Here is an 11,822-nt window from a genome sequence, read left to right as displayed (position 1 = left end):
GCCAACCCTCAAGAAACTCCGGAGAACTTCATGAACAAGCGCTTTTGTTTCTCGCTCGCCTCGTTCGCGTGCTTTGCCGCCGGCCTGGCGTGCATCGTGCCCGCGGCCCACGCGCAGGACGCCTACCCGTCCAAGCCGATCCGCATGGTGGTGCCGTTCCCTCCGGGCGGCAGCATCGACATGACGGCGCGCCTGGTCGGCCAGAAGCTCTCGACGGCACTGGGCCAACCGGTGCTGGTGGACAACCGTCCCGGCGCGAGCGGCAACATCGGCATGGACTACGTCGCCAAGGCGCCCAAGGACGGCTACACCTTGCTGATGGTGCACACCGGCCTGGCTTCCAACGGGCACATGTTCGCCAAGCTGCCCTACGACCCGATCAAGGACCTGGCGCCCGTGATCCGCGTGGCCGACCAGCCCAACGTGCTCATCATGAATCCCAAGTGGACGTTCAAGAACGTCGGCGAGCTGGTGGCCTATGCCAAGGCCAACCCCGGCAAGCTCAGCGTCGGCACCTCGGGCGTGGGCGGCCCGCAGGACGTGGCCGCGCGCCGCTTCATGCAGATGACCGGTACCGATCTGCTCAACGTGGCGTACAAGGGCGGCGCGCCCGCGCTGTCCGACCTGGTCGGCGGCCAGATCGACATGATGTTCGAGACCTCGCCGACCGCCGTGCCCTATGCCAAGAGCGGCAAGCTGAAGGCGCTGGCGGTCACGGGCGACAAGCGCGTTCCCACCTTGCCCGACGTGCCGACGGTGGCCGAATCCGGCGTGCCGGGCTACCGCTTCATGGGCTGGGTCGGCCTGGTGGCGCCGGCCGGAACGCCGGCACCGGTCATCGCCAAGCTCAACGAGCAGGTGCAGGCGCTGCTCAAGAACGCCGACACGCAGAAGCAGTTCACCGACCTCAGCCTGGAGGTCATCGGCGGCTCGGCGCCGGACTTCACGGGCTTCGTGCACAAGGAGTCGAACGACTACGCCCGGTTCGTGAAAGACTTCAACATCACGCCGCAATGAAAAAAGCCCCGCGACTGCGGGGCTTTTTGCTGGGGGCGATGGCCTGAGGCTTACTCGACCTTGGCCTTCGCGCGCAGGTCTTCCTGGTACTTCTGCAGGCGCTGCTGCTGCAGCTGCTGCGTGATCTGCGGCTTCACTTCTTCCAGCTTCGGCAGCTGGGCCTGGCGGATGTCGTCGACGCGGATGATGTGGTAGCCGAACTGGGTCTTGACCGGGGCAGGGGTGGTCTCGCCCTTCTTGAGCTTGATCATCGCTTCCGAGAACTCGGGCACGAAGCTGGCGGGGTTGGCCCAGTCGAGGTCGCCGCCGTTGGCGCCCGAACCCGGGTCCTTGCTCTGCTTCTTGGCGATGTCTTCGAACTTGGCGCCCTTCTTCAGGTCGGCCATGATCTTCTTGGCCTGGTCTTCGGTCTCGACCAGGATGTGGCGGGCCTTGAATTCCTTGCCGCCGTTGGCTGCGACGAACTTGTCGTACTCGGCCTTCACGTCGGCGTCGGACACCGCGTTGGTCTTGCGGTAGTTCTCGAACAGCGCGCGGATCATGATGGCCTGGCGGGCGAGCTCGAGCTGGTTCTTGTAGTCCTCGGTGGCGTCGAGGCCTTGCTTCTGCGCTTCCTGCATGAACACTTCGCGCGCCACGATTTCCTCGCGCAGCTGGTTTTGCATTTCAGGCGTCACCGGGCGGCCGGCGGCAGCCAGCTGCTGGGCCAGAACGTCCATGCGGGCCTTGGGCACCGCCTTGCCGTTGACGATGGCTGCGTTCTGCGCCAGGGCCGTCAGGGGGAATGCACCGATCAGCGCTGCGGCCGCAACGGCCTGCAAGATGTGTTTTTTCATGAAATGAATATCAGGCTGGAGAGGAAATGCGCGTGTAGGAAAAGGCGCGGGAAAGAAAGCAGGAATCAGGAGGAAAGAAGGAGAGGGCGGGCGGCCGCGGCAAACGCGGCAAGCAACCGATTGGACGACTCAGAGCACCTCGATGGCGATGGCGTGCAGACCCTGTGCGATAAAAACTTGGAGGGCATCATACACAAGCCGATGCCGCGCCACGCGGGGCTTTCCGTCGAACAGAGGGGATGCAATGCGCACCCGGAAATGGGTGCCGTAGCCCTCGGCGTTGGCGCCCGCATGGCCCGCGTGGGACGCGCTTTCGTCGATCACTTCGAGCTGCGTGGGCGCAAGCGATGCGCGCAGCGCCGCCTCGAGCGCGGCCACGGTGGGCAGGGGAAAGGTGGTGGCGTCGGTCATGCGGTCGGCTTGTCTTCCTTGAGGTGCGGCGCGATGTACAGGCCCTGCGCCACCAGGAAGACGATCGGGAACACATAGCCCCAGAGCTTGAAGTTGACCCAGGCCTCGGTCGTGAAGTACGCCGCCACGTAGCCGTTGATGAGCGCCATGAACAGGCAATAACCGATCCACGCCACATTGAGCCGGCCCCAGATGCGCTCGGGCAGCTCGAGCTGCGCGCCCAGCAGCATCTTCAGGAAGTTCTTCTTCAGCGCCCACAGCGCCACCGCCAGCGCGATCGCCATGGCGCCGTACAGCACCGTCGGCTTCCACTTGATGAAGCGGTCGTCGTGCAGCACCAGCGTGAGCGTGCCGAACAAAAGAATCAGCACCAGCGTGGCCTTCTGCATCGCCTGCAGCTTGCGTTCCATGGCGTAGATGACGGCCATCTGCACCACGGTGGCGGCCATGAGCACGCCGGTGGCGGTGTAGATGTCGGCGAACTTGTAGGCGCCGAAGAACAGCAGGATCGGGAAGAAGTCGAGGAGCAGTTTCATTTCTTTTGGAAGTCGAGCGACGCCGAGTTCATGCAGTAGCGCAGGCCGGTTTCGGTGGGGCCGTCGGGGAACACGTGGCCCAGGTGGGCGCCGCAATTGGCGCACACGTTTTCGGTGCGCACCATGCCGTGCGAGCGGTCGACGATGTTGCGGATGGCGCCGGGCACGGCTTCTTCGGAGAAGCTGGGCCAGCCGCAGCCGGCGTCGAACTTGGTGGCGGCTTCGAACAGCTTGGCGCCGCAGCAGACGCAGTGGTAGGTGCCGTCGTCCCAGTGGGCTTCGTACTTGCCTGTGAAGGGGCGTTCGGTGGCGGCGTGGCGCGTCACCTCGAAGGCGGCGGGTTCGGCGCCCTTTTCAGCGAGCAGGGCTTTCCATTCGGCGTCGGTTTTCTGTACGGGCGTGGTCATGATGAGCAGCTGATTTCGATCGTGGATGCCCAGTCGGGCGGAAAGCCGGCGTAGTCGTCGGCACCGGGGTGTTCTTCACATGGGGTTTGGAGCAGCGCCAGCAAGGTTGCCACACCCGTGTGGTCCTTTTGCTGACTGGCTTCGATGGCCTGCTGGCCCAGGTGGTTCCGCAGCACGAACTTGGGGTTCGATTGGAGCATCAAATCGGCCGCATCCGGCCGCGAGGTCTGCGCGTGCCGCTCTGAAAAAGAGAGCATCCAGGCATCGAAGCCGGCCCGGTCGAGGAACAGGTCGCGCACCGGCTCGACGTTGCCGTCGGCCATCTGGTTCGACAGGCGGCGCCAGAAGATGGTGTGGTCGACCTTTTCAGCGGCCATCAGCTTGAGCACGCGCTCGATCAGCGCGCGGTCGCCCTCGGCGGGCGCCGTGAGGCCCAGCTTGGCGCGCATGCGGTCTTCGAAGGCGTTGGGGAACACGGTCTTGTACGACTCCAGCGCAGCCACGGCGACTTCCTGCTCGCCGATGAGCGGCAGCAGCGCCTGCGCGAGGCAGAACAGGTTCCAGTAGGCGACGTTGGGCTGCTGGTTGAAGGCGTAGCGGCCCTGGGTGTCGCTGTGGTTGCAGATGTGGCGCGGGTCGAAGCCATCGAGGAACTGGAACGGCCCGTAGTCGATGGTGAGCCCGAGGATGCTCATGTTGTCGGTGTTCATCACCCCGTGGCAGAAGCCCACGGACTGCCACTGGGCGAGCAGGGCGGCGGTGCGCTCGCTCACGGCTTCGAGGAATGCCGCGTAGGCGTTGCCGTTGAAGCGCGCGGTAGTGCGGCATTCGGGGTAGTAGCGGTCGATGACGTAGTCGGCCAGCGCGCGCAGTTCGTCTTCGCGCTGGTTGGCGGCGAAGTGCTCGAAGTGGCCGAAGCGCACGAAGCTCGGCGCCACGCGGGTCACGACGGCGGCGCTTTCCAGCTCTTCGCGACGCACGCGGGCGTCGGAGCCGGTCACGCACAGCGCGCGCGTGGTCGGAATGCCCAGGCCATGCATGGCCTCGCTGCACAGGAACTCGCGGATGCTCGAGCGCAGCACGGCGCGGCCGTCGCCGCCGCGCGAGTAGGGCGTGCGCCCCGCGCCCTTGAGCTGCACTTCGAGCCCGCCCTCGGTCTCGCCGAGCAGGATCGCCCGTCCGTCGCCCAACTGCCCGGCCCAGACGCCGAACTGGTGGCCGCTGTAAACGGTGGCGATAGGCCGCGTGCCGGCGACCGGCAGGCTGCCGGTGAGTGCGGCGAGCGTGGTGTCCGAGTCGCGCCAGCCGGGCGGCAGGCCCAGTTCGCGCGCCACGGCGTCGCTGTGGCCGACCCAGTACGGGTCGGGCAGCGGCGTGGGGCGCAGTTCGGTGAAAAAGGCGGGGCCCAGCGTCGAGAAGCCGGGCTTCCAGCGCAGGCCCAGGTCGGCGACCGGGGTGTCTTCGGCTAACAAGCTCATGCCCGGATTGTCCGGCAGCCCACGAAACCCCGGGCCGCAGAGGCCATCGGGGACGTGGGGTGGATGCCTTCGATCAGTTCAGCAGCGCGCCGCGCAGCGCCCCGGCGCCGTCGAGCGCGAGGCTGGCGCGGTACTGGGCCGGCGGCAGGCCGAACCAGCGCTTGCAGGCGCGGAAGAAGTTGCTGACGTCCACGAAGCCCAGCCGGTCGGCCACGTCCGCGAGCGTGTGGCGCTGTTCGGCCAGGTACTGCCTGGCGAGTTCGCGGCGCGTGCGGTCGAGCAGCGCCTGGAACGACACCGACTCTTCCTGCAAGCGGCGCTGCAGCGTGCGGTCGGCCAGTCCGAGGCCCGAGGCCACGTCCTGGCGGCGCGGCTCGCCGTGCTGCAGCCGGCGCGCGATCTCGGCGCACACCAGGCTGGCGGTGGTGGTCTGGCCCAGCAGGTTGAGCTGGTCGTCGAGCAGGTGCTCCTGCATCTCGCCCAGCGCCGCGTGGTGGGTGGGCAGCGGCATCGTCATGTCGGCCGACGACAACAGCAGGCGGTTGGCGGGCGCGTTGAAGCGGACTTCGCAGCCGAAGGCCTCGCGGTGCAGCCGGTCGTTGGCCGGCGGCGGGTAGACGAACTCCATGGCCAGCGGCTGCAGCTCGCGCCGCGTGAGCCACTGGCACTGCATGAAGACGGTGAGCAGGGCGTACTCGACGCGCTGGCGCGGAATCGGCAGGGTGCCGCCGGTGTGCTCCATGACCATCCAGCAGCCGCGCGCATCGGACTGCAGCGAGAAGGCCGTAGCGTCGGAAATCACGGCCATGTAGCGCGTGAGCCGCGTGAGCGCCGCGCCCAGGTTGGGGCTGCAGGCCATGGCATGGCCCACCGTGCCCAGCTTGCTGTGGGCGGCGGCCAGGTCGCGGTCCAGGCCCAGCGTGGGCCGGCCGGCGTGCGCCACGGCCACCTGCCACAGCACCGAGATCTCGTCGACGGGGAAGCGCGCGTTCTGGCGGTGCAGGGAATCCGGGTCGAAGCCGGCGTCGCGCAGCAGCGAGGGCACGTGCAGCCCCTCGGCCTGGAACATCGACAGCACGCCTTCCAGCCACGCGGCGGAACTGGTGCGCGACTCCGGCTGCGGACATCCGGGGCGGCGCGACGGCCGGCGCGAATGGCGCGGCAGGGAGGCTTCTGAAGTCATTCGATTGGCTCGCTTGCGATAGCGGTGAAAACGGCGCCGGTTCCTAGAATTTTTCCAGTGCACAGCGGCCCCGCAGTATGGGCGGCGCGCACCGAGCCAGGAATTCCGATTAACCCGGTGTGGAGACAAAACATGAAGACAACGACAACAGCACAAAACCAGGGTGCGGCAGCACAAACGGCGATGGCGCGCGCCATTGCAACCGTGGCCACGCTGGCCGCCGCGGCGGCGCTCGCGGCCTGCGGCGGTGGCTCGTCGGGATCGCCAGGCTTCCCGATCCTGCCGCCCGCACCGGCACCGGCACCGGCGCCTGCTCCGGCGCCCGCCGCAGACGGCCCCATGGTGCGCCAGACCACGGCCGGCAAGGTCGAGGGCGTCGACGACAGCGCCAAGACGGGCACCTGGTCGTGGAAGGGTGTTCCGTTCGCCCAGCCGCCGGTCGGTGCGCTGCGCTGGCGCGCACCGGTCGAGCCCGAAGCCTGGACCGGCATCCGCCCCGCCAAGGCCTTCGGCAACGCCTGCCTGCAGATCGGCCGGCTCTTCAGCCCCGGCACCCACAACACCTACGACGCGACCATCGGCACCAACCTGGGCAAGCCGGTCGGCAGCGAGGACTGCCTGTTCGTCAACATCTGGCGCCCGGCCACCACCGACAAGAACCTGCCGGTGCTGCTGTTCATCCACGGCGGCAGCAATATTTCGGGCTACACGGCCGATCCGCTGTACGACGGCGCGGCGCTGGCCAAGGCCACCAACGCGGTGGTCATCACCGCCAGCTACCGCCTGGGCATCCTGGGCTTTTTGAACGTGCCGCAGCTGCGGCCGGGCGGCACGGCGGGCGACGACTCGGGCAACTTCGCGCTGCTGGACAACATGGCGGCGCTGCGCTTCATTCAGAGCAACGTTGCCAACTTCGGCGGCGACCCGGGCAACGTCACGCTGTCGGGCGAGTCGGCCGGCGCGACCAACCTGCTGTCGGTGATGACCTCGCCGATGGCCAAGGGCCTGTTCCACAAGGCCTTCGAGATGAGCGGCGGCATTTCGCTCGCGACCAACCTGCCGGTGAAGACGCTGCCTTCGCTGCAGCCAGCGTCGGTGTCGCTGACGCAGGGCCAGACGATCCTCGAAAAGCTGCTGGTCGCCGACGGCACCGTGGCCGACGACGCGGCGGCCAAGGTGTACATCGGCACGCGCACGCCGGCGCAGATCGCCGAGTACCTGCGTGCGCAGGAGGGTGGGGCGCTGCTGACCAAAGTCACTGCGGCCGGGCAGGGTTCCGTTGCGCCCATTCCGGACGGCACGGTGCTGCCGTCGGACCCGATCGGTGCCATCGCGGCCGACAAGTACGTCAAGGTGCCCATGCTCGCGGGCAACACGCGCGACGAAGGCAAGCTCTTTGCCTCGCTGCTGAAGACCATCGGCTACCCGGACGTCGGCTGGATCGTGAACGACGCGCAGCGCTTCACGATGATGTCCGGCTTCAACCCCGATGCCGCGCCCACGCTGACGGTGGCCGACATCATTCACCCGACCTACCTGCCGGTAGGTGCGCCAGGGCTGGGCTACAACGCGGCCACCGACACCATCACGCAGGGCCTGTTCGGCGCCAACCGCGACAACCTGCTCAACACCATGAAGACGCGCCAGTCGAACATCTGGCACTACCGCCTCGACTGGTCGCAGGAGGCCGCGCCGTGGAACGACGTGTACGGCGCCGCGCACGCCTTCGACCTGCCGTTCGTGTTCGGCAATTTCGAGGGCTCGCTGCTCAGCAACGTGATGGGCGGCAAGGCCAACGAGAAGGGGCGCCTGGCGCTGTCGAAGGCCGTCATGGCCAGCGTGGGCGCGTTCATGCGCAACGGCGATCCGAACACGCCCGAACTCGGTGCAACCTGGGGCACGTGGCCTTCGCAGATGCTGCTCGACGCGACGCCGACGGCCGCCAAGATCACGCCGGTGACCGTCCCTTGAAGAGCCGCTTCGTTCAATCATGCAGTGCGGGTTTGTGTCATTGTGCAAGTGGCCGAAGCTTGCGTGAATCTCTCGTTCGCAAAGCTTTCTGAAGTCATTTCACATAGGAGTCCGTAGATGCTGGGTTTGATGCAAGACCAACCGCTTTTGATCTCGTCGCTGATCGAGTTCGTCGAGCGCCACAACGGCGACGGCGAGATCGTCTCGCGTCGTGTCGAGGGTGATATCCACCGCTGCACCTGGAGCGACATCGCATCGCGCGCCAGACAGGTGGCCAACGCGCTGGACGGCGAGCAACTGCTGTTCAGCGACCGCATCGCCACCCTGGCCTGGAACGGCTACCGCCACCTGGAGCTGTACTACGGCGTGAGCGGCAGCGGCCGCGTGCTGCACACCATCAACCCGCGCCTGCACCCCGACCAGATCGCGTGGATCGCCAACCATGCCGAAGACCAGATCCTGTGCTTCGACCTGAGCTTCCTGCCGCTGGTGCAGGCGGTGCATGCGCGTTGTCCCACGATCCGGAAATGGGTTGCACTGTGTGATGCCGACAAGCTGCCGGTCGACAGCGGCGTGCCCAACCTCGTGAGCTACGAAACCTGGATGGGCGCGCAGCCCACCGCGTACGACTGGCCCACCTTCGACGAGAACTCGGCCTCGAGCATGTGCTACACGAGCGGCACCACGGGCAACCCGAAGGCCGCGCTGTACAGCCACCGCTCGACCATGCTGCACGCCTACGCTGCCGCGCTGCCCGATGTCATGCGCATCTCGGCGCAAGACTCGGTGCTGCCGGTGGTGCCGATGTTCCACGTCAACGCGTGGGGCATTCCGTACTCGGCCGCGCTGGTGGGCTGCAAGCTCGTGTTCCCGGGCCCGTCGCTGGACGGCAAGTCGGTGTATGAACTCATCGAAGCCGAAGGCGTGACCTTCGCGGCCGGCGTGCCCACCGTGTGGCAGATGATGCTGGGCCACATGCAGACCAACGGCCTGAAGTTCAGCAAGCTGAACCGCACCGTCATCGGCGGCTCGGCCTGCCCGCCGGCCATGATCACGGCGTTCCAGGAGAACTACAACGTCGAGGTGCTGCATGCCTGGGGCATGACCGAGATGAGCCCGCTGGGCACGCTGTGCACGCTGAAGAACAAGCACCTGTCGCTGCCGGCCGACGCGCAGCTGCAGATCCGCATGAAGCAGGGCCGCGCCATCTTCGGCGTCGACATGAAGATCGTCGACGGCAACGGCGACGAGCTGCCCTGGGACGGCAAGGCCTACGGCGACCTGTTGGTCAAGGGCCCCTGGGTCGTCAAGGAGTACTACAAGGGCGAGGGCGGCAACCCGCTGGTCGCCGACGGCGCGGGCCGGGGCTGGTTCCCCACCGGCGACGTGGCCACCATCGATGCCGAGGGCTACCTGCAGATCACCGACCGCAGCAAGGACGTGATCAAGTCCGGCGGCGAGTGGATCAGCTCCATCGAGATCGAGAACATCGCCGTTGCCCACCCGGCTGTGGCCATGGCCGCGTGCATCGGCGTGTTCCACCCCAAGTGGGACGAGCGCCCGATCATTGCCGTCGTGAAGAAGCCCGGCGCCGAAGTCACCCGCGAAGAGCTGCTGAAGTTCTACGAGGGCAAGACCGCCAAGTGGCAGATTCCCGACGACGTGGTGTTCGTGGAGGCCATTCCGATCGGCGCCACCGGCAAGATCCTCAAGACCAAGCTTCGCGAATTGCTCAAGGACTACAAGCTGCCGGGCCTCTGAAGCACGGCCAAAGCCCACCCGCACTGTCGCGCACGCGATAGGAAGGCCGCCCCGGCGGCTTTCCTTCCGGGCATTCCCTGTGCGGCGAAGAAAAGGGCGCTTGTACGCTGGCGTCCCGCCTCTTTCACTCAGGAGACTCTTCATGCACTTCGGTATCAAGTCAGTGGCAGCCTGTGCCATGCTGGTGAGCGTTTCAGCGTCCTTCGCCCAGAAGGGCGAGACCGTCAAGATCGCCTGGCTCGACCCGCTGTCGGGTCTCATGGCGGCCGTGGGCACCAACCAGCTCAAGACCACCCAATACCTGGCTGACGAGTTCAACAAGAAGAATGCGTCGGGCGTGAAGTTCGAGATCATCGCGATCGACAACAAGCTGAGCCCGCAGGAGACCACCGCGGCGCTGCGCTCGGCGCAGGACCAGGGCGCGCGCTACATCACCCAGGGCAACGGCTCGGGCCCGGCGCTCGCGATCATCGACGCCGTCGAGAAGAACAATGCGCGCAATCCCGGCAAGGAACTGCTCTACCTGAACTACGCGGCGGTCGATCCCGACCTCACCAACAGCAAGTGCAGCTACTGGCACTTTCGCCTCGATGCCGACACCTCCATGAAGATGGAAGCGCTGACCACCTGGATGAAGGACCAGACCGACATCAAGAAGGTCTACATCCTTGGCCAGAACTACTCCCACGGCCAACAGGTGTCCAAGTTCGCCAAGGAAGACCTGAAGATCAAGCGCCCGGACATCCAGATCGTGGGCGACGACCTGCACCCGCTCGCGCAGGTGCGCGATTTCTCGCCGTACATCGCCAAGATCAAGGCCTCGGGCGCCGACACGGTCATCACCGGCAACTGGGGCTCCGACCTCTCGCTGCTCATCAAGGCGGCGAACGACTCGGGGCTGGACGTCAAGTTCCTCACGTACTACGCACCGGGCGCCGGTACGCCCACGGCCATGGGCGCCACCTCGGCAGGCAAGGTCTACACCGTGGCCTATGCCCACTACAACATGGGCGGCGAGATTCAGAGGCTGCTGACCGGCTACAAGAAGAAGATGAACGACGACCTGACGCAGTCGTCGATCTATCACACGTTCGCATTGCTCGATGCCGCTTTCGTGCAGACCAAGTCGACCGACCCCGTCAAGGTGGCCGCGGCGCTCGAGGGCATGAAGATCAAGAGCTTCAACGGCGAGGTCGAGATGCGCAAAGCCGACCACCAGCTGCAGCAGGGCCTGTACATCTCGCGCTGGGAGAAGGCCAGCGCCAAGTACCCCTACGACGCCGAGAACACCGGCTACACCAACGTCCCTGTGAAGTATTACGAGTCGTATGTGGCGAGCACGCCCACGACCTGCCAGATGAAGCGCCCCTAGGCGTCTTTGTGAACGCATTTCCTACCCATCGGTAGAAGAAACCTACCGATGGGTAGCAAATCAGGAAATGCACTGTCGCCTGCGCGATAGATACGTGCCCTTGCGGCCCCCTCCTTACGGGCATTCCCTGAGGGGTGGGGTGGCAAAGACTTGTACGCTTGTGCAGCGTTTTTGATATCGGTTTGACCAGGAGATATAGATTGAAGTTCGCTCTGAAGATCGCTACCGCCGCCGTGCTCGCGGCAACTGCCGCCGGTGCATTCGCCCAGAAGGGTGAGACCGTCAAGATCGCGTGGCTCGACCCGCTGTCGGGCCTGATGGCGGCGGTCGGTACCAACCAGCTCAAGACCTTCCAGTTCCTGGCCGAAGAGTTCAACAAGAAGAACGTGGCCGGCGTGAAGTTCGAGGTCATCGGCATCGACAACAAGCTCAGCCCGCAGGAAACCACCGCCGCGCTGCGCTCGGCCATGGACCAGGGCGCGCGCTACGTGGTGCAGGGCAACGGCTCCGGCCCGGCGCTGGCCATCATGGACGCGCTCGAGAAGCACAACGCCCGCAACCCGGGCAAGGAAGTCGTGTACTTCAACTACGCGGCCGTCGATCCCGACCTGACCAACAGCAAGTGCAGCTACTGGCACTTCCGCCTCGACGCCGACACCTCCATGAAGATGGAAGCGCTGACCACCTTCATGAAGGACCAGGCCGACATCAAGAAGGTCTACCTGATCAACCAGAACTACTCGCACGGCCAGCAGGTCTCCAAGTACGCCAAGGACAACCTCAAGACCAAGCGCCCCGACGTGCAGATCGTCGGCGACGACCTGCACCCGCTGGCCCAGGTGCGCGACTT

Annotated in this window: 11 protein-coding genes; 5 read left to right on the top strand and 6 right to left on the bottom strand. The window is 66.0% G+C overall.

Annotation, left to right across the window (positions count from 1 at the left end; all coding sequences use genetic code 11):
* Positions 1 to 30: 30 nt before the first annotated feature.
* Positions 31 to 1,017 (top strand): Bug family tripartite tricarboxylate transporter substrate binding protein, encoded by a 987-nt coding sequence (locus CLU95_RS00055; RefSeq protein ID WP_099789144.1) that lies wholly within the window; start codon positions 31 to 33, stop codon positions 1,015 to 1,017.
* A 50-nt stretch (positions 1,018 to 1,067) separates the two neighbouring features.
* On the opposite strand, the gene CLU95_RS00050 is transcribed toward CLU95_RS00055, so the two are convergent.
* The 6 genes from CLU95_RS00050 to CLU95_RS00025 all read right to left on the bottom strand — a co-directional run bounded on the left by CLU95_RS00050 (position 1,068) and on the right by CLU95_RS00025 (position 5,850).
* Positions 1,068 to 1,853 (bottom strand): foldase protein PrsA, encoded by a 786-nt coding sequence (locus tag CLU95_RS00050; RefSeq protein WP_099789142.1) that lies wholly within the window; start codon positions 1,851 to 1,853, stop codon positions 1,068 to 1,070.
* Between the two features lie 129 nt (positions 1,854 to 1,982).
* Complete coding sequence (locus CLU95_RS00045) at positions 1,983 to 2,264, bottom strand: BolA family protein (RefSeq protein WP_099789140.1); 282 nt, start codon at positions 2,262 to 2,264, stop codon at positions 1,983 to 1,985.
* On the bottom strand, positions 2,261 to 2,800 hold the full coding sequence (locus CLU95_RS00040; protein ID WP_099789138.1) for a septation protein A: 540 nt from the start codon (positions 2,798 to 2,800) through the stop codon (positions 2,261 to 2,263). The genes CLU95_RS00045 and CLU95_RS00040 overlap by 4 nt, the downstream gene beginning before the upstream one ends.
* A complete protein-coding gene (msrB, locus tag CLU95_RS00035; RefSeq protein ID WP_099789136.1) occupies positions 2,797 to 3,207 on the bottom strand; it encodes a peptide-methionine (R)-S-oxide reductase MsrB in 411 nt (136 codons plus the stop codon). The genes CLU95_RS00040 and msrB overlap by 4 nt, the downstream gene beginning before the upstream one ends.
* On the bottom strand, positions 3,204 to 4,685 hold the full coding sequence (locus CLU95_RS00030; RefSeq protein WP_099789134.1) for a protein adenylyltransferase SelO: 1,482 nt from the start codon (positions 4,683 to 4,685) through the stop codon (positions 3,204 to 3,206). Before CLU95_RS00030 ends, msrB begins: the two co-directional genes overlap by 4 nt.
* 73 nt (positions 4,686 to 4,758) lie before the next feature.
* Positions 4,759 to 5,850 carry an AraC family transcriptional regulator gene (locus CLU95_RS00025; RefSeq protein ID WP_099797041.1) on the bottom strand — a complete coding sequence of 364 codons (1,092 nt, stop codon included), beginning with the start codon at positions 5,848 to 5,850 and terminating at the stop codon, positions 4,759 to 4,761.
* A 150-nt stretch (positions 5,851 to 6,000) separates the two neighbouring features.
* Here CLU95_RS00025 and CLU95_RS00020 point away from each other — a divergent pair, with 150 nt between their 5' ends.
* The 4 genes from CLU95_RS00020 to CLU95_RS00005 all read left to right on the top strand — a co-directional run.
* Positions 6,001 to 7,839 carry a carboxylesterase/lipase family protein gene (locus CLU95_RS00020; protein WP_099789132.1) on the top strand — a complete coding sequence of 613 codons (1,839 nt, stop codon included), beginning with the start codon at positions 6,001 to 6,003 and terminating at the stop codon, positions 7,837 to 7,839.
* Between the two features lie 117 nt (positions 7,840 to 7,956).
* A complete protein-coding gene (locus tag CLU95_RS00015; protein ID WP_099789130.1) occupies positions 7,957 to 9,600 on the top strand; it encodes a 3-(methylthio)propionyl-CoA ligase in 1,644 nt (547 codons plus the stop codon).
* Positions 9,601 to 9,742: 142 nt separating this feature from the next.
* The gene (locus tag CLU95_RS00010) at positions 9,743 to 10,972 is read left to right on the top strand and encodes a branched-chain amino acid ABC transporter substrate-binding protein (protein WP_099789128.1); all 1,230 of its coding nucleotides are present in this window, start codon (positions 9,743 to 9,745) and stop codon (positions 10,970 to 10,972) included.
* A 200-nt stretch (positions 10,973 to 11,172) separates the two neighbouring features.
* The coding region (locus tag CLU95_RS00005; protein WP_180288494.1) for an ABC transporter substrate-binding protein at positions 11,173 to 11,822 on the top strand (650 nt) is incomplete at its 3' end.

Origin of the sequence: Variovorax sp. 54 (assembly GCF_002754375.1) — a bacterium.
Classification (GTDB): Bacteria; Pseudomonadota; Gammaproteobacteria; order Burkholderiales; family Burkholderiaceae_C; genus Variovorax.
Note: the sequence above shows the minus strand (reverse complement) of the source record. Positions and strands in the feature narration are given on the sequence as shown.

What these genes read in the sequence shown, in the direction of transcription:
- CLU95_RS00050 (WP_099789142.1), bottom strand. Translation starts at nt 1,853, where the DNA reads ATGAAAAAACACATCTTGCAGGCCGTTGCGGCCGCAGCGCTGATCGGT.
- CLU95_RS00020 (WP_099789132.1), top strand. Translation starts at nt 6,001, where the DNA reads ATGAAGACAACGACAACAGCACAAAACCAGGGTGCGGCAGCACAAACG.
- CLU95_RS00010 (WP_099789128.1), top strand. Translation starts at nt 9,743, where the DNA reads ATGCACTTCGGTATCAAGTCAGTGGCAGCCTGTGCCATGCTGGTGAGC.
- msrB (WP_099789136.1), bottom strand. Translation starts at nt 3,207, where the DNA reads ATGACCACGCCCGTACAGAAAACCGACGCCGAATGGAAAGCCCTGCTC.
- CLU95_RS00030 (WP_099789134.1), bottom strand. Translation starts at nt 4,685, where the DNA reads ATGAGCTTGTTAGCCGAAGACACCCCGGTCGCCGACCTGGGCCTGCGC.
- CLU95_RS00015 (WP_099789130.1), top strand. Translation starts at nt 7,957, where the DNA reads ATGCTGGGTTTGATGCAAGACCAACCGCTTTTGATCTCGTCGCTGATC.
- CLU95_RS00040 (WP_099789138.1), bottom strand. Translation starts at nt 2,800, where the DNA reads ATGAAACTGCTCCTCGACTTCTTCCCGATCCTGCTGTTCTTCGGCGCC.
- CLU95_RS00055 (WP_099789144.1), top strand. Translation starts at nt 31, where the DNA reads ATGAACAAGCGCTTTTGTTTCTCGCTCGCCTCGTTCGCGTGCTTTGCC.
- CLU95_RS00045 (WP_099789140.1), bottom strand. Translation starts at nt 2,264, where the DNA reads ATGACCGACGCCACCACCTTTCCCCTGCCCACCGTGGCCGCGCTCGAG.